This is a genomic window from Pseudomonas sp. YL2, from assembly GCF_023063025.1.
Taxonomy (GTDB): Bacteria; Pseudomonadota; Gammaproteobacteria; order Pseudomonadales; family Pseudomonadaceae; genus Aquipseudomonas; species Aquipseudomonas putida_A.
Genome location: NZ_JAJSLU010000001.1, coordinates 72,523 through 92,582, shown reverse-complemented (window position 1 = coordinate 92,582; position 20,060 = coordinate 72,523). Strand labels below are relative to the sequence as shown.

At 57.4% G+C, this 20,060-nt stretch carries 19 protein-coding genes; 3 read left to right on the top strand and 16 right to left on the bottom strand.

Translation table 11 applies throughout. The features are described 5' to 3' along the window. The 15 genes from LVD08_RS00425 to mnmG form a co-directional block, all read right to left on the bottom strand. Positions 1–777, bottom strand: coding sequence for a DeoR/GlpR family DNA-binding transcription regulator (locus LVD08_RS00425; RefSeq protein ID WP_096795461.1), 777 nt, complete (start codon positions 775–777; stop codon positions 1–3). 228 nt (positions 778–1,005) lie between these two features. Next, the gene (gene glmU, locus LVD08_RS00420; protein WP_247267121.1) at positions 1,006–2,373 is read right to left on the bottom strand and encodes a bifunctional UDP-N-acetylglucosamine diphosphorylase/glucosamine-1-phosphate N-acetyltransferase GlmU; all 1,368 of its coding nucleotides are present in this window, start codon (positions 2,371–2,373) and stop codon (positions 1,006–1,008) included. A gap of 117 nt (positions 2,374–2,490) precedes the next feature. Next, on the bottom strand, positions 2,491–2,916 hold the full coding sequence (locus tag LVD08_RS00415) for a F0F1 ATP synthase subunit epsilon (RefSeq protein WP_007954164.1): 426 nt from the start codon (positions 2,914–2,916) through the stop codon (positions 2,491–2,493). Positions 2,917–2,961: 45 nt separating this feature from the next. Continuing rightward, positions 2,962–4,341 (bottom strand): F0F1 ATP synthase subunit beta, encoded by a 1,380-nt coding sequence (atpD, locus tag LVD08_RS00410; protein WP_027610292.1) that lies wholly within the window; start codon positions 4,339–4,341, stop codon positions 2,962–2,964. Between the two features lie 27 nt (positions 4,342–4,368). After that, on the bottom strand, positions 4,369–5,229 hold the full coding sequence (gene atpG, locus LVD08_RS00405; RefSeq protein ID WP_010565870.1) for a F0F1 ATP synthase subunit gamma: 861 nt from the start codon (positions 5,227–5,229) through the stop codon (positions 4,369–4,371). A gap of 50 nt (positions 5,230–5,279) precedes the next feature. Then, positions 5,280–6,824 (bottom strand): F0F1 ATP synthase subunit alpha, encoded by a 1,545-nt coding sequence (atpA, locus tag LVD08_RS00400; RefSeq protein ID WP_047596971.1) that lies wholly within the window; start codon positions 6,822–6,824, stop codon positions 5,280–5,282. Between the two features lie 21 nt (positions 6,825–6,845). Next, positions 6,846–7,382 carry a F0F1 ATP synthase subunit delta gene (locus LVD08_RS00395; protein WP_007911956.1) on the bottom strand — a complete coding sequence of 179 codons (537 nt, stop codon included), beginning with the start codon at positions 7,380–7,382 and terminating at the stop codon, positions 6,846–6,848. Between the two features lie 12 nt (positions 7,383–7,394). Next, on the bottom strand, positions 7,395–7,865 hold the full coding sequence (locus LVD08_RS00390) for a F0F1 ATP synthase subunit B (protein ID WP_011336718.1): 471 nt from the start codon (positions 7,863–7,865) through the stop codon (positions 7,395–7,397). 59 nt (positions 7,866–7,924) lie between these two features. Further along, positions 7,925–8,182 carry a F0F1 ATP synthase subunit C gene (gene atpE / locus LVD08_RS00385; RefSeq protein WP_003097235.1) on the bottom strand — a complete coding sequence of 86 codons (258 nt, stop codon included), beginning with the start codon at positions 8,180–8,182 and terminating at the stop codon, positions 7,925–7,927. Positions 8,183–8,315: 133 nt separating this feature from the next. Next, positions 8,316–9,185 (bottom strand): F0F1 ATP synthase subunit A, encoded by an 870-nt coding sequence (gene atpB / locus LVD08_RS00380; protein ID WP_247267120.1) that lies wholly within the window; start codon positions 9,183–9,185, stop codon positions 8,316–8,318. 16 nt (positions 9,186–9,201) lie between these two features. Then, positions 9,202–9,609, bottom strand: a complete 408-nt coding sequence (locus LVD08_RS00375; protein WP_003229783.1) for a F0F1 ATP synthase subunit I — start codon at positions 9,607–9,609, stop codon at positions 9,202–9,204. Positions 9,610–9,757: 148 nt separating this feature from the next. Next, positions 9,758–10,630 (bottom strand): ParB/RepB/Spo0J family partition protein, encoded by an 873-nt coding sequence (locus LVD08_RS00370; protein ID WP_007960777.1) that lies wholly within the window; start codon positions 10,628–10,630, stop codon positions 9,758–9,760. Between the two features lie 9 nt (positions 10,631–10,639). Continuing rightward, entirely contained in the window at positions 10,640–11,437 is a 798-nt protein-coding gene (locus LVD08_RS00365; RefSeq protein WP_003229787.1) for a ParA family protein, read from the bottom strand. 18 nt (positions 11,438–11,455) lie between these two features. After that, a complete protein-coding gene (rsmG, locus tag LVD08_RS00360; protein ID WP_003229789.1) occupies positions 11,456–12,100 on the bottom strand; it encodes a 16S rRNA (guanine(527)-N(7))-methyltransferase RsmG in 645 nt (214 codons plus the stop codon). Continuing rightward, on the bottom strand, positions 12,097–13,995 hold the full coding sequence (gene mnmG / locus LVD08_RS00355; RefSeq protein ID WP_247267119.1) for a tRNA uridine-5-carboxymethylaminomethyl(34) synthesis enzyme MnmG: 1,899 nt from the start codon (positions 13,993–13,995) through the stop codon (positions 12,097–12,099). The genes rsmG and mnmG overlap by 4 nt, the downstream gene beginning before the upstream one ends. Before the next feature lie 568 nt (positions 13,996–14,563). On the opposite strand from mnmG, the gene LVD08_RS00350 reads away from it, so the two are divergent. The 3 genes from LVD08_RS00350 (at position 14,564) to LVD08_RS00340 (ending at position 18,570) form a co-directional block, all read left to right on the top strand. Continuing rightward, entirely contained in the window at positions 14,564–15,070 is a 507-nt protein-coding gene (locus LVD08_RS00350; protein ID WP_247267118.1) for a sigma-70 family RNA polymerase sigma factor, read from the top strand. After that, positions 15,070–16,017 (top strand): FecR domain-containing protein, encoded by a 948-nt coding sequence (locus tag LVD08_RS00345; protein ID WP_247267117.1) that lies wholly within the window; start codon positions 15,070–15,072, stop codon positions 16,015–16,017. The genes LVD08_RS00350 and LVD08_RS00345 overlap by 1 nt, the downstream gene beginning before the upstream one ends. 117 nt (positions 16,018–16,134) lie before the next feature. Continuing rightward, a complete protein-coding gene (locus LVD08_RS00340) occupies positions 16,135–18,570 on the top strand; it encodes a TonB-dependent siderophore receptor (protein ID WP_247267116.1) in 2,436 nt (811 codons plus the stop codon). A 40-nt stretch (positions 18,571–18,610) separates the two neighbouring features. On the opposite strand, the gene mnmE is transcribed toward LVD08_RS00340, so the two are convergent. Next, positions 18,611–19,981: a tRNA uridine-5-carboxymethylaminomethyl(34) synthesis GTPase MnmE gene (mnmE, locus tag LVD08_RS00335; protein WP_247267115.1), complete on the bottom strand. Its 1,371-nt coding sequence runs from the start codon at positions 19,979–19,981 to the stop codon at positions 18,611–18,613. Between the last annotated feature and the right edge of the window lie 79 nt (positions 19,982–20,060).

Below are 20,060 nucleotides of genomic sequence, written 5' to 3'. Positions count from 1 at the left end.
TTATTTCTCCTGACTGACAGCCGCGCAAATCACGCTGATACCGCGGGCCTGTATCTGATCGCGGGCCTCTTCAGGCAGGCGATCATCGGTAATGAGGGTATGGACGCTGCTCCACGGCAGCTCCAGGTTGGGAATCTTGCGGCCGATCTTGTCGGCCTCGACCATCACGATGACTTCACGCGCCACGTCGGCCATCACCCGGCTCAGACCGAGCAACTCGTTGAACGTGGTGGTACCGCGCACCAGATCGATACCATCGGCGCCGATGAACAACTGGTCGAAGTCGTAAGAGCGTAGTACCTGCTCCGCCACTTGGCCCTGGAAGGACTCCGAATGCGGATCCCAGGTGCCGCCGGTCATCAGCAGCACCGGCTCGTGTTCGAGTTCGCTCAAGGCGTTGGCCACGTGCAGGGAGTTGGTCATCACCACCAGACCCGGCTGCTGGCCAAGCTCGGGAATCATCGCCGCAGTGGTGCTGCCACTGTCGATGATGATGCGGGCGTGCTCGCGGATACGTTTGACGGCGGCGCGGGCAATCGCCTGTTTGTACTTTGAAACGCTTTGGCCCGGTTCAGCGACCAATTCCTGCGGCATGGTGATCGCCCCGCCGTAACGGCGCAGCAACAGACCATGGCTTTCCAGCGCAGCCAGATCCTTGCGGATCGTAACTTCCGAGGTTTCGAAGCGCTTGGCCAGTTCATCCACGCTGACTTCGCCCTGCTCATTGAGCAAGGCGAGGATATTGTGCCGGCGCTGGGGTGTATTGCGTTTCGACATGACGGTCTAAGTTTCGATTCGAAAGATAACGGAAGCAATCAAAACCTATCGGCCATAAATCGTCAAGCGACAGATCGAAAATTTTAGAAACGACACAGACGAATATGGGAGCGGGCTTGGTCGCGAATGCGGAGGGTCAGTCACTGAAATGTGAAACTGAAACACCGCATTCGCGAGCAAGCCCGCTCCCACATTTGGATTCAAGCATTAAGTGCAGCTGTGGATAACTCAACTCTTCTTGATCTTCTCCGGCCGCTTCCAGCCGTCGATATTTTTCTGCCGCGCCCGACCAACGGCCAACTGGGCGTTATCCACATTCTGGGTGATGGTCGAACCAGCCGCGGTAGTTGCCCCGGACGAGATATCCACAGGTGCGACCAACGAGTTGTTGGAGCCGATGAACACGTCCTCGCCCAATACGGTTTTCCACTTGTTGGCGCCATCGTAGTTGCAGGTAATGGTGCCCGCGCCAATGTTGGTGCGGGCGCCGATTTCCGCGTCGCCCAGATAGGTCAGATGCCCGGCCTTGGCGCCCTCACCCATGCGCGCGTTTTTCAGTTCGACAAAGTTACCCACATGCGCGCGTGCTTCGAGCACCGTGCCCGGACGCAGACGGGCGAACGGACCGGCATCGCTGCCTTCACCCAGCACCGCACCTTCGATGTGGCTGTTGGCTTTGATCACCACGCCTTTGCGCAGGGTGCTGTCCTTAATCACGCAGTTCGGGCCGATCACCACGTCGTCCTCGATGACAACATTACCTTCGAGAATCACGTTGATGTCGATCAGCACATCGCGACCGACGATGACTTCGCCACGCACATCGAAACGCGCCGGGTCACGCAGGGTCACGCCTTGCGCCATCAGCCGGCGGCCGGCGCGCAGCTGGTAATGCCGCTCCAGTTCCGCCAGTTGCTTACGATCATTGGCGCCCTGCACTTCCATCGGGTCGTGCGGTTGCTCGGTAGCTACCACCAAGCCGTCGTTAACCGCCATTTCGATCACGTCGGTCAGGTAGTACTCACCCTGGGCGTTGTTGTTCGACAGGCGGCTCATCCAGTCGGCCAGACGATTGGCCGGCACGGCGAGGATGCCGGTGTTGCCTTCAGTGATCGCACGCTGGGCTTCGCTGGCATCTTTGTGCTCAACGATGGCTGCGACCTTGCCGTCAGCATCACGCACGATGCGGCCGTAACCGGTCGGATCTTCCAGCTCGACGGTCAACAGGCCCATCTGCCCCGGTACGACATGTTTAAGCAGGCGCTGCAGGGTTTCAACTTCGATCAACGGCACGTCACCGTAGAGGATCAACACCGTGTCGGCGCTGATGAACGGCACAGCCTGAGCCGTTGCATGACCAGTGCCCAATTGCTGGTCCTGCAGCACGAAATTCAGGTCGTCAGCCGCCAGACGCTCACGCACCACATCGGCACCATGGCCAATGACCACATGGATGCGCTGCGGATCAAGTTGCCGCGCGCTGTGGATAACATGGCCAAGCATGGAATTGCCGGCAACCGGGTGCAGCACTTTCGGCAACGCCGAACGCATACGGGTGCCTTGACCGGCCGCGAGGATAACGATTTCGAGAGACATGACTGGCTACCAATCCTGGGTGGTCAGCGACTGCGACCGGGTTGTAAAAATCGGAAAAGAAAAAAGGGTAGCCGAGGCTACCCTTTTTTATCAATCGCACAACAAGTGGCTGACGGATTAACCGCCAAACTTCTTGCGGATCTGCTGGACGGTGCGCAGCTGAGCTGCAGCCTCGGCCAGACGTGCGGACGCAGCTCCGTAGTCGAAATCTGCGCTCTTCTCGTGCAGAGCAGCTTCGGCAGCCTTGAGAGCTGCCTGGGCTTGAGCTTCATCCAGGTCGGCGGCACGTTGCACGGTATCGGCAAGCACCTTGACCATGTTCGGCTGAACCTCGAGGAAACCACCGGAGATGTAGAACACCTCGGCTTCCCCGCCTTGCTTGATCAGGCGGATCGGACCTGGCTTCAGATTAGTGATCAGCGGCGCGTGACCCAGAGCGATACCAAGATCACCCAGTGCACCGTGCGCAATCACCATCTCGACCAGGCCGGAAAAGATTTCCCCTTCCGCGCTGACGATATCGCAATGGACTGTCATAGCCATCTGATTGCCTCAACCTAAATTAGCGCCCGTTGCCGGGCGCCGGGATTACAGTTTCTTGGCTTTCTCGATCGCTTCTTCGATGCCGCCAACCATGTAGAACGCTTGTTCTGGCAGGTGGTCGTAGTCACCGTTGAGGATGCCTTTGAAGCCAGCAATGGTGTCTTTCAGGGAAACGTATTTACCCGAAGCACCGGTGAAGACTTCAGCCACGAAGAACGGCTGCGACAAGAAGCGCTGGATCTTACGAGCACGGTTTACCAACTGCTTGTCGGCTTCCGACAGCTCGTCCATACCCAGGATCGCGATGATGTCTTTCAGCTCTTTGTAACGTTGCAGAACGTACTGAACGCCGCGAGCGGTGTCGTAGTGGTCCTGACCGATTACGTTCGGATCCAGCTGGCGCGAAGTCGAATCCAGTGGATCTACCGCTGGGTAGATACCCAGGGAAGCGATGTCACGGGACAGAACGACGGTGGCGTCCAAGTGGGCGAAGGTGGTCGCTGGCGACGGGTCGGTCAAGTCATCCGCAGGTACGTATACCGCCTGGATCGAGGTGATCGAACCTTCTTTGGTCGAAGTGATACGTTCTTGCAGAACGCCCATCTCTTCAGCCAGGGTCGGCTGGTAACCTACTGCCGAAGGCATACGGCCCAGCAGTGCGGATACTTCAGTACCGGCCAGGGTGTAACGGTAGATGTTGTCGACGAACAGCAGAACGTCGTTACCTTCGTCACGGAACTTCTCGGCCATGGTCAGGCCGGTCAATGCTACGCGCAGACGGTTTCCCGGCGGCTCGTTCATCTGACCGTAAACCAGTGCCACTTTGTCCAGAACGTTGGAGTCCTTCATCTCGTGGTAGAAGTCGTTACCCTCACGAGTACGCTCACCCACACCGGCGAACACGGAATAACCGCTGTGCTCGATGGCGATGTTACGGATCAGTTCCATCATGTTTACGGTTTTGCCTACACCGGCACCACCGAACAGACCGACTTTACCGCCTTTGGCGAACGGGCAAACCAGGTCGATAACCTTGATGCCGGTTTCCAGCAGGTCGTTGCCGCCTGCTTGCTCAGCGAACGAAGGTGCTGCGCGGTGAATGCCCCAGCGCTCTTCGGTGTCAATTGGACCGGCTTCGTCGATCGGGTTACCCAGAACGTCCATGATCCGGCCCAGAGTCGCTTTACCGACCGGTACGGAGATGGCTGCGCCGGAATCGGTAACTTCCAGACCGCGCTTCAAGCCCTCGGTGGAACCCATCGCAATGGTGCGAACCACGCCGTCGCCCAGCTGCTGCTGAACTTCCAGAGTGGTTTCGGCCGCGCTGACTACTTTCAGCGCGTTGTAGATGCTCGGTACGCTGTCGCGTGGAAATTCCACGTCGATAACGGCGCCGATGATTTGAACGATACGTCCGCTACTCATAGCTGGATCCTCTGAATATTTGAACCGTTAAACCGCGGCAGCGCCGCCGACGATTTCCGAGATCTCTTGGGTGATCGCAGCCTGACGCGCCTTGTTGTAGATCAGCTGCAAATCGCTGATCAAATCACCGGCGTTGTCGGTAGCGTTCTTCATCGCGATCATCCGCGCAGCTTGTTCAGCCGCGTTGTTCTCGACCACCGCCTGGTACACCTGCGACTCCACGTAGCGCACCATCAAGCCGTCAAGCAGCTCTTTGGCGTCTGGTTCGTAGAGGTAGTCCCAGTGGTGCTTGAGTTCTTGATCCGGGGTTGCCACCAGTGGAATCAACTGCTCCACGGTAGGCTGTTGTGTCATGGTGTTGATGAACTTGTTGGATACCACGGACAGGCGATCGATACGGCCCTCCAGGTAGGCATCCAGCATCACCTTGACGCTGCCGATCAAATCATTGATCGACGGCTCTTCACCCAGGTGGCTGATAGCTGCAACGACGTTACCGCCGAAGTTGCGGAAAAAGGCCGCACCCTTGCTACCGACTACACACAGATCAATCTCGACGCCGTTTTCGCGGTTTACCGCCATGTCCTTGACCAGGGCCTTGAACAGGTTGGTGTTCAAGCCGCCGCACAAACCACGGTCACTGCTCACGACGACATAACCAACACGCTTTACTTCACGGTCGATCATGAACGGGTGGCGGTATTCCGGGTTGGCGTTGGCCAGATGCCCAATTACCTGGCGGATACGCTCCGCATAAGGACGGCTGGCTGCCATGCGCATTTGTGCCTTGCGCATTTTGCTCACCGCCACTTTTTCCATGGCGCTGGTAATTTTTTGCGTGCTTTTGATGCTCGCAATCTTACTGCGAATCTCTTTTGCGCCTGCCATGTAACACCTATCAGGTTAGCAAGCGGGAGCCTTGCGGCTCCCGCTGCGGCTTACCAGGTTTGGGTGGCCTTGAACTTCTCGATACCGGCTTTCATGCCAGCGTCGATTTCGTCATTGAAGTCACCTTTAACGTTGATCTTGGCCATCAAATCGGCGTGATCGCGGTTGAAGAAAGCAATCAGCGCTTGTTCGAAGCTGCCGATCTTGGCGATTTCAATGTCAGTCAGGAACCCACGCTCAGCGGCATACAGCGACAGCGCCATGTCAGCGATCGACATTGGTGCGTATTGCTTCTGCTTCATCAGCTCGGTAACGCGCTGACCATGCTCAAGTTGCTTACGGGTCGCTTCGTCCAGGTCAGAAGCGAACTGGGCGAATGCCGCCAGTTCACGGTACTGAGCCAGAGCGGTACGGATACCACCGGACAGCTTCTTGATGATCTTGGTCTGAGCGGCACCACCCACACGAGATACCGAAACACCGGCGTTCACTGCAGGGCGGATGCCCGAGTTGAACATGGCCGATTCCAGGAAGATCTGACCGTCGGTGATGGAAATCACGTTGGTCGGAACGAACGCGGAAACGTCGCCAGCCTGGGTTTCGATGATCGGCAGTGCGGTCAGGGAACCGGTTTTGCCGGTCACTGCGCCGTTGGTGAACTTCTCTACGTATTCTTCCGAAACGCGGGATGCGCGCTCCAGCAGACGGGAGTGGAGATAGAACACGTCGCCTGGGTAAGCTTCACGGCCTGGTGGACGGCGCAGCAGCAGGGAAATCTGGCGGTAAGCCACTGCTTGCTTGGACAGATCGTCATAAACGATCAGCGCGTCTTCACCGCGGTCGCGGAAGAATTCACCCATGGTGCAACCGGAGTACGGTGCCAGGAATTGCAGCGCAGGAGATTCCGAAGCACTGGCAGCCACGATGATCGTGTTGGCCAGGGCACCGTTTTCTTCCAGCTTGCGAACCACGTTGGCGATGGTCGATTGCTTCTGACCGATCGCTACGTAGACGCAGAAAATGCCGCTGTCTTTCTGGTTGATGATCGCGTCGATCGCCAGAGCGGTTTTACCGATCTGACGGTCACCGATGATCAGCTCACGCTGGCCACGGCCGACAGGGATCATGGCATCGACAGCCTTGTAGCCAGTCTGTACAGGCTGGTCTACCGACTTACGCCAGATCACGCCCGGTGCAACTTTCTCGACCGCGTCGGTCAAGGTGTTGCCCAGTGGACCTTTGCCGTCAACAGGGTTACCCAGTGCATCGACTACGCGACCCAGCAGTTCCTTACCAACCGGAACTTCGAGGATGCGGCCGGTGCACTTGGCGCTCATGCCTTCAGCCAGACTGGTGTATGCGCCCAGTACAACGGCACCTACGGAGTCTTGCTCCAGGTTGAGGGCCATACCGTAGACGCCGCCCGGAAACTCGATCATCTCGCCGTACATGACGTCGGCCAGACCGTGAATCCGCACGATGCCGTCAGATACGCTGACGACAGTGCCTTCGTTACGGGCTTGGGAGGTCACATCGAGCTTGTCGATGCGGCCCTTGATAATTTCACTTATTTCGGAAGGATTGAGTTGCTGCATTGCTCTGCTGCCCCTTCAAACTCAAGATTTCAATGCTTCGGCAAGTTTCGCGATTTTGCCGCGAATCGAGCCATCGATAACCAGGTCGCCGGCGCGGATAACGACACCACCTATAAGGGCAGCATCCTCCGCAACTTGCAGGCGCACTTCCCGGTTGAGTCGTGCACTGAGAACCTTGGCGAGTTTGTCTTGCTGTTCTTGGTTCAATGCAAAAGCACTGGTCACTTCAACGTCTACCGACTTCTCTTGTTCGGCCTTGTACAGGTCGAACAGAGCGGCGATCTCCGGCAGAAGCGGGAGACGGTCGTTTTCGGCAACGACATTGATGAAGTTCTGTGCCTTGGCATCAAACTTGTCGCCGCACACGTCAATGAACGTGGCGGCCTTTTCTGCGCTCGTCAGTCGCGGGGCCTTGAGCACGCGCTGCATGGTGTCGTCTTGCGACACCGCTGCAGCCAGGCCGAGCATGGCTGACCAATTGGCCAGTTGCTGGTGGGCCTGAGCGTGCTCGAAGGCCGCCTTAGCGTAAGGTCGGGCCAACGTGGTCAGTTCTGCCATGATCGCCCTCGCTTAGATTTCAGCAGCCAGTTGGTTAACCAGCTCTGCGTGCGCGTTTTGATCGATTGTGGCACCCAGGATCTTCTCGGCGCCGCCGACAGCCAGCAAGCCCACTTGGGCGCGCAGCTTGTCTTTGACACTGTTCAGTTCCTGTTCGATCTCGGCTTGAGCCTGAACCTTCACACGGTCAGCGTCGATACGGGCTTTTTCAACAGCCTCTTCAACGATCTGGTTACCGCGTTTCTTGGCTTGCTCGATGATTTCAGCTGCCTGAGCTTTCGCTTCGCGCAGTTGCTGACCCGCTTTCTCTTGGGCCAACTCCAGGTCGCGAGCTGCACGGCTGGCAGCGTCCAGACCATCAGCGATCTTCTTTTGACGTTCGTGCAGAGCAGCGATGACCGGAGGCCATACGAACTTCATGCAGAACAGTACAAAAATCAGGAACGCAACGGACTGGCCAATCAGGGTCGCATTAATGTTCACGCCAACACCTCGCAGTTACGTTGTCCATCACACCAAATTACTCGGAAGAATCCGGGTAATTAGCCAGCGATCTGACCAACGAACGGGTTCGCAAAGGTGAAGAACAGAGCGATACCAACACCGATCATGGTTACGGCGTCGAGCAGACCGGCAACGATGAACATTTTAACTTGCAGCATTGGAACCATTTCTGGCTGACGCGCTGCGCCTTCCAGGAACTTGCCGCCCAGCAGGCCGAAACCAATTGCGGTACCCAGTGCGCCCAGGCCGATCAACAGTGCAACAGCGATAGCGGTTAGACCAACTACAGTTTCCATCTTTCCTCCCGACTTTTACGTCGTATGGTTTAGGTTTTTTAGATTAAAGCGGTAAAACAAATCGTTTCAGAGGCCCGGTTAAGAGCCCCCTCCCGTTTGACCGGGAGGGACATCAGATCAGCCAAGGCTGCTCTTAATGGTTTTCTTCGTGCGCCATCGACAGGTAGACGATGGTCAGCATCATGAAGATGAACGCCTGCAGAGTGATGATCAGGATGTGGAACACAGCCCACGCCCACTGCAGAACAACGCCCAGGCCACTCAGCCAGAGCAGGCCGCTGCCGAACATCACAGCGATCAGAATGAACACCAGCTCGCCGGCATACATGTTGCCGAACAGACGCAGGGCCAGAGAGATCGGCTTGGCGATCAGGGTCACGAATTCCAGCAGGAAGTTCACCGGGATCAGCAGGGCCTGAACGAAGATGTTCTTGCTGCCGAACGGGTGCAGGGTCAGTTCGCCGATGAAGCCGCTGATGCCCTTGACCTTGATGCTATAGAAAATGATCAGTGCGAAAACCGAGAACGCCATGCCCAGGGTCGCGTTCGGGTCGGTAGTCGACACGGCACGGAACGGGATGTGGTGGTCGCCGGTGATCAGGATGGCCAGCTGAGGAATCCAGTCGACCGGTACCAGGTCGACGGCGTTCATCAGGAACACCCAGACGAAGATGGTCAGTGCCAGCGGTGCAATCACCGGGCTACGGCCATGGAAGCTGTCTTTCACGCTGCCATCGACGAATTCGACCAATACTTCAACGAAGTTCTGCAAAGCACCTGGCTGACCCGAAGTCGCTTTCTTTGCCGCCATGCGGAAAAGGAAAACGAAGATCAGACCCAGCGCGACCGACCAGCCGAGGGTATCGACATGGAAAGCCCAGAAGCCCATTTCCTTGGCTTCTGCTGCGGTGTGGGCAAAGCCCCAGCCGCCGTTAGGTAGCTGACCGAAGGTCAGGTTCTGCAAGTGGTGCTGGATATAGCCCGAAGCGGTTGTTTCTGCCATGGTTGCCTCAAACGCCCTAAGGTCTCGAAAGTCTTGTTCTCATCAGCAGGGGAGCGAACCAGCTGACCGACTGAGTCAGCACGAAAGCGCCGAATACTGCGATCGGCGCCAATGGCTTCACACCTGCAAACACCAGTGCAAACAGCACTGCCGTCAAAATCAGTTTGCCTGCCTCGCCGGCATAAAATGACCGGACAATGGACTGGGCTGCTCGGGCGCCGGAAAACCGAAATGCCTTGTGAGCGAAATAAACATTGGGCAGCAAGGCTATCAGGCCTCCGCAAAGTCCCGAGTATCCGGCAACGACTCCGTGCCATTGCCAGAGCGCCAAAGCGGCAATGAGCAAAATGACAAATTGAGCCATCAACACCGGAAAAACCGCCAGGCGATGGAACGGCAGGCGGTTTGGCTTGCGGGTTTCCATCACGTTTGCTCTCCAATGGTCGGCTGCCAGAATTCAATAACTTGGCATAATTTGTGCCGACAAAATGCGCGCAGAGTATAGGGGCGGTTCTGCCCCTATTCAACTGTCAGGTAGTGATTTCCGACTGCGCGCTACATGAGGAAATGTTTCAGCGGATGTGTGCGAGCACACCTTGAAGCTCATCGAGGGAGTTGTAACCGATGACCAACTGACCTTTTCCCTTCTTGCCGTGGCGAATCTGCACCGCAGAGCCTAGGCGCTCGGCCAGACGCTGTTCGAGCCGGGCGATATCCGGGTCGGGTTTGGCCGCTTCCACAGGCTCCGGTTTGCCACTCAACCACTGACGAACCAGTGCCTCGGTTTGGCGCACAGTCAGGCCGCGTGCGACAACATGTCGCGCCCCTTCCACCTGCTGGTTGTCCGGCAGACCGAGCAAAGCACGGGCATGACCCATTTCCAGGTCACCGTGGGACAGCATGGTCTTGATGACTTCCGGCAGTGCAATAAGTCGCAACAGGTTAGCCACAGTCACGCGGGACTTACCCACAGCCTCGGCAACCTGTTGTTGAGTGAGCTGGAATTCCTGCTGCAGTCGCTGCAAGGCGACGGCTTCCTCAATCGGGTTCAGGTCTTCACGCTGGATGTTCTCGATCAGCGCAATGGCGATCGCGGTCTCATCCGGCACATCACGGACCATCGCCGGGATGGTTTCCTGGCCGGCCTGCTGGCTGGCGCGCCAGCGGCGTTCACCGGCGATGATTTCGAAGCGGCCACCGCCAATCGGGCGCACCACGATCGGCTGCATCACGCCTTGTGCCTTGATCGACTGCGCCAGCTCTTCCAGCGCTTGCGGATCCATGTCGCGGCGTGGCTGGTATTTGCCACGCTGCAGCAGATCCAGCGGCAGGTGCTGCAGTTCACGGGTATCGGCCTGCGCCGCCTGTTCTTCCAGCGCGCTGACGGTCGGACCACTCAGCAGTGCATCCAGTCCACGTCCGAGACCTCGTTTCTTGACGGCCATGGGGATTCCTTAAGTTGGCTGGGCAGCGGCGATGCGTGAATTTTTGCGCTGACGGCGAACCATCTCGCCCGCCAGGGCCAAATAAGCCAGCGCGCCGCGCGATTGCTTGTCGTAGGCCAGTGCCGGCATACCGTAGCTCGGTGCTTCGGCCAGGCGGATGTTGCGCGGGATCACCGTGTCGTACAGCTGCTCGCCAAAGTGTTCCTTGAGCTGCGCCGAAACATCGTTCATCAGGCTCAGCCGCGGGTCGTACATGGTGCGCAGCAGACCTTCGACCTTGAGGTTGGGGTTCAGCAGTTCGGCGATGCGCTTGATGTTATCCACAAGGTCGCTCAAGCCTTCGAGCGCAAAGTATTCGCACTGCATGGGGATAATCACCCCGTCAGCAGCGACCAGTGCGTTCAATGTGAGCATTGACAGCGACGGCGGGCAGTCGATCAAAATGTAATCGTAGTTTTCACGGATCGGCGCCAGCGCGCTGCGCAGACGGCTTTCCTTCATCTGCATTTCCAGCAGCACCACTTCTGCCGCGGTCAGGTCGCGGTTGGCCGGCAGCAATTGATAACCGCCGTGCTCGGAGTAGTGCATGGCCTGGGCCAGATCGCATTCGCCGATCAGCAGGTCGTAGACCGAGTTCTCCAGGCCATGTTTATCCACACCGCTACCCATGGTGGCGTTGCCCTGTGGATCGAGATCGATCAACAGCACCCGGCGCTTGGTCGCGACCAGGGATGCTGCGAGGTTGATGCAGGTGGTGGTCTTGCCCACACCACCCTTCTGGTTCGCTATCGCGAATACCTTAGCCATTCTTGCTTGTGTTCCCAATCATGCCGTGCGGCGCAGTATCAGCAGATGGCGTTGGCCTTGGCAACCGGGTACGGCCAGGGCGTGTTCGCTATCGAGTTTGAAGTCTGCCGGCAATGCTACCAGCTCATCGGCCGGATGAACGCCCTTCATTGCCAGCCAGCGCGTGTCGGCATCGCCGAGGTGGCGAGTCCAGTTGGTGAAGTTCTCCATACTGCTGAAAGCCCGGGAAATGATCCCGTTGAATGGCTGGGCAGGCTGGAAGGCTTCGACGCGACTGTGGATAACTTGCAGGTTATCCAGTTTGAGTTCGAGTTTGACCTGAGTCAGGAAGCGGGTTTTCTTGCCGTTGCTGTCCAGACAGGTCACTTGCGAGTCCGGATACAGGATCGCCAGCGGAATGCCGGGCATGCCGCCGCCACTGCCAACATCGAGCCAACGGCCGTTTTCGATGAACGACATCACGCTCAAGCTATCGAGCAGATGCCGCGAAACCATTTCATCAGGATCGCGCACTGCAGTCAGGTTGTAGGCCTGGTTCCATTTGATCAACAGGGCCAGGTAACCCAGCAGCAATTCGTGCTGGGCTGCGCTGAGATTGACACCGAGCTCGCGGGCTCCTGTGGATAACTCTTCGGCGTGTTGCGAAGTGACCTTAGAACTCAAGCGCTTTGCTCCAACTGACGGCCCGCGCCGCGTTTTTTCAAATGAATCATCAACAGCGAAATCGCTGCCGGGGTCACGCCCGGGATCCGCGAAGCCTGGCCGAGCGTCTCCGGACGCGTGGCACCGAGCTTGCTCTGAATCTCCTTGGAGAGACCGGAAATGTTGGTGTAATCGATATCCACAGGCAATTTCGTGTCTTCACTGGCGCGCAGACGGGCGATTTCGTCCTGTTGACGGTCGATGTAACCGGCGTATTTGGTCTTGATTTCAACCTGTTCGGCGACCTGTGGATCTTCAGCGCCCTGCCCGGTCACTTCGACCAGACCAGCGTAGTCGATTTCCGGACGGCTCAAGAGGTTGAGCAAGTTGTATTCGTGAGTCAGCGGCGTGCCGAATTTTTCCGCAATCGCATCGCCCTGCTGGGTGCCCGGGCGAACCCAGGTGCTCTTCAGGCGCTGCTCTTCGAGTTCGATGCTTTCGCGTTTCTTGCAGAAGGCCTCCCAACGCGCGTCATCGACCAGACCCAGTTCACGACCTTTTTCGGTCAAACGCAGGTCGGCGTTGTCCTCGCGCAGAATCAGGCGGTACTCGGCACGGGAAGTGAACATGCGGTACGGCTCTTGGGTACCGAGGGTGATCAGGTCGTCGACCAGCACGCCGATGTACGCCTCATCGCGACGCGGGCACCAGGCTTCTTTGCCCTTGGCACGCAGCGCGGCGTTGGCCCCGGCGAGCAAACCTTGCGCACCGGCTTCTTCGTAACCGGTGGTGCCGTTGATCTGACCAGCGAAGAACAGACCGCCGATGACTTTGGTTTCCAGGCTGTATTTCAGGTCACGCGGGTCGAAGTAGTCGTACTCGATCGCATAACCCGGACGCACGATGTGCGCGTTTTCCATGCCGCGGATCGATTGCACGATCTGCAATTGCACGTCGAACGGCAAGCTTGTGGATATCCCGTTCGGGTACAGCTCATGGGTGGTCAGGCCTTCCGGCTCGATGAACACCTGATGGCTTTCCTTGTCGGCAAAACGATGGATCTTGTCTTCGATCGACGGGCAGTAGCGCGGGCCGATGCCCTCGATTTCGCCGGCGGCGGAATACATCGGCGAACGGTCGAGGTTCGCCGCGATGATTTCGTGGGTGCGGGCGTTGGTGTGGGTAATCCAGCAACTGACCTGGCGCGGATGCTGTTCCTTGTTGCCCATGAACGACATGACCGGGATCGGCGTGTCGCCCGGTTGCTCGGTCATCACCGAGAAATCCACAGACTTGCCGTCAATGCGCGGTGGCGTACCAGTTTTCAGGCGACCAACACGCAGCGGCAGTTCACGCAGACGATGTGCCAGGGCAATCGACGGCGGGTCACCGGCACGACCGCCGGAGAAATTCTGCAAACCGATGTGGATAAGTCCACCGAGGAAGGTACCAGTGGTCAATACCACGGAATCGGCGAAAAACCGCAGACCCATTTGCGTGACAACACCACGTACCTGCTCTTGCTCGACGATCAGGTCGTCAGCGGCCTGTTGAAATATCCACAGGTTCGGTTGGTTTTCCAGAATTTCGCGGACAGCGGCCTTGTACAGAATGCGGTCGGCTTGCGCACGGGTCGCCCGTACGGCCGGACCTTTGCGGCTGTTCAATACGCGAAACTGGATGCCGCCCAGATCGGTAGCCATGGCCATCGCGCCGCCGAGGGCGTCGATTTCCTTGACCAGATGGCTTTTGCCAATGCCACCGATGGCCGGGTTGCAGCTCATGGCACCGAGGGTTTCCACGTTATGCGTCAGCAACAGGGTTTTTGCCCCCATACGTGCTGAGGCCAGTGCTGCCTCGGTACCGGCATGACCGCCGCCGATGACGATCACTTCAAAACGGGAAGGGAAATCCACCACGCACCTCGTGCCTGCTTAAGTAGGTATTCAGGAATAGTTTGAGATCAGGTTTCTGGACCTGGTCGACAAGTATAGGGACTTCGCCCTTCCTAAAGAACCCTTTGCACAAAATTTAACCAGCTGTGGAGAACTCGAGGTTAAAAGAATAAAAAAGAGAGAAATTTATAAAACCTTTGTTTTAATGCTTATTCTTACTGACCGACCTTTCTGTGGATAGATTGCTACAGGCCTTATTATTCAATGTGTACAGGGTTTCAAAACCCTGTTATCAGGTCCTCAGGAGGCCCTTGGATAACCGGTTTAAGCCTGTGGATGAATGGGGTGGTTATCCACAGAGGTAGTTATATCCAGTTTTCACGCCCTGTTATCAACTGACCTCAGTGGCAGTTATTCACAGGGCTTAATCCACAGAAATTCAACCAGACGGTTTTTTCAGGACGCAGTAAAACGCCACCGAGAGATCGGAGACGAGCATGAAGTCGATGGTGGGATGTGACGGGGCTATTGTGAGAGAACGTAACAGAGGCTAATAATAGCCATTATCATTAACTCGTCAGTTTCTCCCATGTCCCTACCCGCCCATCATGCTGCGATCGAGCAAATCTACGAGCAACACCATTCGTGGCTGTATGGATGGCTCAAGGGCAAACTGCACGACGCCTGCGATGCTGCCGATGTCGCGCATGACACTTTCGTGCGGATCCTCGCGGCACGTAATGCGTCGCAGATTCGCGAACCGCGGGATTATCTGGCGACCATTGCACGCGGCCTCGTCATTGATCGCTATCGAAGACAGGCCATCGAAGTTGTCTACTTGCAGACCTTGGCTGCTCGACCAGAAGCCACCGCCATCAGCGAAGAAGACAAGGCGCTGATCATCGAAACCCTGATCGCTGTGGATAAAGCCTTGGCCGGTCTGGGCGCGCGAACCCAGAAGATCTTCATGCTTTCGCAGATCGACGGTTTGACTTATCAACAGATCGCTGCGCAGTTGCAGGTTTCCCTGACCACAGTAAAGAAGCACATGATCCGCGCCCTGACGGAATGTGCCCTGATCATGGCGCAGCGTTGATGCCCACTGCACCGAACCGCAAGGTTTTCGAAGCGGCTGCCAGTTGGTACGTGCAGTTTCAGGCCGATCCGCCGACTCTCGCCGATCAAAAAGCCTGGCAGCTGTGGATAGATAGTGATCCAGCGCATCTGGCGGCCTGGAACCAGATGGAACAACTGCAGCGTCAGCTCGGCACTTTGCCGCTGGATTTGAAACGTCGCGCACTGAATACCGGCCAACAAAGGCGCCAGATCCTGAAATTATTACTGCTCGCGACAGGGACGGGGATCCTTGGCTGGAACGCCCAACAACATACCTCCCTTGGAAATGCCTGGGCTGATTACAAAACCGGCGTTGGCCAGCGTCGCAACATCTCATTGGCGGATGGCAGCCAGATCCAGCTCAATACCGATACGGCCATCGATGTGTCTTTCGACGCAACGCAACGGCTGATTCGTTTGCGCTCGGGTGAAGTCCTCATTCAGACCGGCAAGCTCGGCGATCAGCGGCCGTTTTTGGTCGAAACCGGGGATGGCCGAATTCAAGCGTTGGGTACCCGTTTTTCTGTGCATAAGTTGTCGGGCTCAACGCGGGTTGGCGTACTGGAAGATCGGGTCAGCGTGCAACCCGCTGATCAATCAACGCGCGCGATGATCTTGAAAGCAGGCGAAGGTGCGGATTTCGATAGTCGGCATATCGGGCTCATTCAACCCTTCGAATCCTCGGCAGTGGCCTGGACCAATGGCCAGCTGATTGTGCTCGATGCGCGGCTGGGCGAGGTAATCGAAGAGCTGGGGCGTTATCGCAGCGGTGTTATGCACTGCGATAGTCGTGCCTGGGATCTACGCGTATCCGGCACCTTTCGGCTCGATTCCACCGATGCCGTGCTGGCCAATCTTCAGGCCTTGTTACCGATCAACGTCCGCTACTTCACCCGTTACTGGGTCTCGATCAGCCATAGCGTCTGATTGAAAATCTCCTGGGGAAAAAAATCGAAAGCAGGGTTATCTTTTTTTGTCCTGACCCGGCCCTTCAGGTAATCGCGATAAACGCGGCTCTTCGCCACCTTCAGGGCTTATCCACACATGCGTCTTCCCACGTTCCGTCAGCGTTTTTCCCACCACTGCATTGCCTACAGCCTACTGATGACCAGTGCCGCGTCCTGCCTGGCAATGACCAATAACGCCTTCGCGGCAACGGTCGCGCAGCGCTACACCATTGCTGCCGGCCCGCTGGACAATGCTTTGAGCCAATTCGCCTCCACTGCAAACGTGATTCTGTCGTTCTCGCCGCAGCAGACCAACCGTTTACGCAGTACCGGACTGAACGGCAACTTCACCGTCGAACAGGGATTCGCCCAACTGCTGCAAGGCTCAGGTTTGCAAGCCGTACCCCAAGCGCCGGGTAGCTACATTCTGCAGGGGCTGCCCAATGGTGATTTGCTGGAGCTGGCCCCGACCAACATCAACGGGCAATTGGCCAATCCGATGGATCTGGATTACGCCGCCGACGTCGGCTATAGGGCGCAGAACAGCCGGATCGGTACGAAAACCAGCACGCCGTTGTCGGAAACGCCGCGTTCGGTATCGGTGGTGACCGCCCAGCGCATGAAAGATCAGAAATCTCAGACGCTCACCGAGGTACTCGGCTACGTTCCCGGCATCTTCGCCCCACCGTTTGCAGCGGGCGACAGCCTGGCCGGCGATCTGTTTTTCATTCGTGGTTTCAACGCCACCGATTACGGCTACGGCCTGTTGCGCGATGGACTTCGCGTGCAAGGCAACCGTTATGACACCAGCACCGAACCTTACGGTTTGGAGCGCGTGGAAATTTTCCGCGGACCATCGTCCTTGCTCTATGGGGAAAACGCACCGGGCGGCCTGGTGAATCTGGTGAGCAAGCGGCCGACCGCAGCTCCACGCGGCGAAGTGCAACTGGGTTATGGCTCGAATAATCGCCGGCAGATTGGCATCGATGTGTCCGGGCCACTCAACGACAGCGGCAATGTGTTGGGACGAGTGGTGATGCTCGGACGCAAGTCCGACACCCAGACCGATCACGTACCGGATGACCGCATTTACATCGCCCCGTCGCTGACGCTGAATTTCGACGACTTCAACACCCTGACCCTGCTGGCCAACTACCAGAAAGATCACACCAATATGGAACTGGGTCTGCCGGCGGCCGGCACATTGCTGAGCAATCCCAACGGCAAGCTATCCAAAGGCACCATGCTTGGCGATCCGGACTGGAACACCTTCGAACGGGAAACCTGGAGCACCGGTTATGAGTTCAGCCATTCCTTCAACGATGACTGGCAGTTCCGCCAGAACTCGCGCTACATGCAGTCGCGGATCACCCGCCATGAAACGTGGCCGGGCAACCTCAATAACGCAGGCTTCGGCACGCGCCTGAACATGACCGCGTACGATCGCTTCAACAAATCCATGGTGTATTCGCTGGATAACCAACTGGAAGGCAAATTCCAGGTCGGCGAGCTGGAAAACACCGTGCTGTTCGGCGCCAGCTACGACCGCACTTCGTTCAATCAGGACTGGAATGCTGGCATCGTCGGGCCAATCGATATCTACGACCCGGTTTACTTGCGCGATCCGACTACACCGATTGCGGTGCAGAACACCCTGCTCGAACAACAGATGAAAGGTGTTTATGCCCAGATCCAGAGCAAATATGACCACTGGTTGTTCTTGCTCGGCGGGCGCCAGGACTGGGTCGACAGTGATTTCCGCGACAAAGTGGCCAAGGGCAGTAACATCAGTTCCGAGGACAAGAAGTTCACCTACCAGGGCGGCGTGATGTACCAGTTCGATAACGGCATGACGCCGTATGTCAGCTATTCCACCTCGTTCGTACCGGTACAGCAGATTTCCAATGCCGGCACACCGCTCGATCCGATCACCAGCAGCCAATACGAAGTGGGCCTCAAGTACGAACCGATCGGCTGGGATACCGCGTTCACCGCGTCGGTATATGACTTGCGCAAAAAGGACGACACCTACTTCGACTCGACCACATCGACCTACCGCCAGGTAGGCGAAAGCCGTTCCAAAGGCGTGGAGCTGGAACTCAACAGCAATCTGACCCAGAACCTCAATGTGACAGCGGCATACACCTACACCGACGCGCGGATTACCAAGGACGCGGCGACCTCGTTGGTCAAAGGCCACCAGATGACCGGCGTGCCACGAAATCAGGCGTCGGTCTGGACCAAGTACCGTTTCCTCGATGGCGATTTGAAAGGTTTGTACGTGGGTGGTGGCGTGCGTTACTTCGACAGTGCCTTCGCCTACACCTCGCCTTCGCTGTACGGCAAGCTGGACGCCGGCGACGTCACGTTGGTGGATGCGGCAATCGGCTATCAGATTGACACGCACTGGAGCGTCGACCTGAACGCCAAGAACCTGTTCGACAAGGAATATGTGTCGGGATGCAACGATGCTGGGCGTTGCTACTGGGGCGAAGATCGCACCTTACTCGGTACGGTGTCTTACAACTGGTGAAACCAAAGGGCTGTGGATAAATTGTCCACAGCCCATTTGGTCATTTACCGATGCAGAAGCTGGAGAAGATCCGGCCAAGCAGGTCATCGGAGCTGAATGCCCCGGTGATTTCTCCCAGAGAGTGCTGGGCCTGACGTAAATCCTCGGCCAGCAGCTCACCGGCACCGGCCAACGTCAGCTGTGCGCGACCATGTTCCAGCGCTGCACTGGCATGGCGCAGAGCCTCCAGATGACGGCGACGGGCACTGAAGCTGCTTTCCGAGGTTTGCTCATAGCCCATGCAGGCCTTGAGGTGTTCGCGCAGCAATTCCAGCCCTTCGCCAGCGGATTTGGCGCTGAGGCTGATGGTCACGTGGCCATCGTCGCTGACTTCCAGAGCGATCGCTTCACCCGTCAGGTCAGCCTTGTTGCGAATCAAGGTGACTTTCGCCGGATCCGGACGGGTTTCGAGAAATTCCGGCCACAGAGCAAACGGATCTGCAGCTTCCGGTGCGGTGGCATCGACTACCAGCAGCACCCGATCCGCTTCAGTGATCGCTTTCAACGCACGCTCGACGCCTATTTTTTCCACCTGATCGTCGGTATCGCGCAGCCCTGCGGTGTCAACCACGTGCAACGGCATGCCGTCGATGTGGATATGTTCGCGCAGGATATCCCGGGTGGTGCCCGCAATTTCGGTCACGATCGCGGCTTCGCGTCCAGCCAGGGCATTCAACAGGCTGGACTTGCCGGCATTTGGACGACCGGCGATCACCACCGTCATGCCATCTCGCAACAACGCGCCCTGCCCGGCTTCACGCAGCACGGTGGATAACTCTTCACGTACCTTGTCGAGCATGCTCAGTACGTGACCGTCGGCCAGGAAATCGATTTCCTCTTCCGGGAAGTCGATGGCGGCTTCGACGTAGATGCGCAGGCCGATCAATTGTTCGGTGAGGTTATGCACACGCTGGGAAAACGCCCCCTGCAGGGAGCGCAAGGCATTGCGAGCAGCCTGTGCAGAACTGGCTTCGATCAGGTCGGCGATCGCCTCGGCCTGAGCCAGGTCGAGTTTGTCATTGAGGAACGCGCGCTCGCTGAATTCACCCGGGCGAGCCAGACGGCAACCCAGTTCCAGGCAACGCTTGAGCAGCATATCGAGGACGATCGGGCCACCGTGCCCCTGCAACTCCAGCACATCTTCGCCAGTGAACGAGTTTGGTCCCGGGAAATACAGGGCCAGTCCTTCGTCCAACACCTGCTGATCAGCACTGAAAAACGGACCGTAATGCGCGTAACGCGGGTTTAGTTCACGGCCGCTGATGGCTTTGGCTGCAACGCTGGCCAACGGTCCGGAAATACGGACGATGCCGACACCGCCGCGACCTTGAGCGGTGGCGACAGCAGCGATGGTTTCACGAGGTATGCTCATAAACCGGAATCCAGACAAAAGTGGCAGATAGCAAAACGCCCCACTAGGGGGCGTTTTGAGTGGTGTTATCCACAGAGTA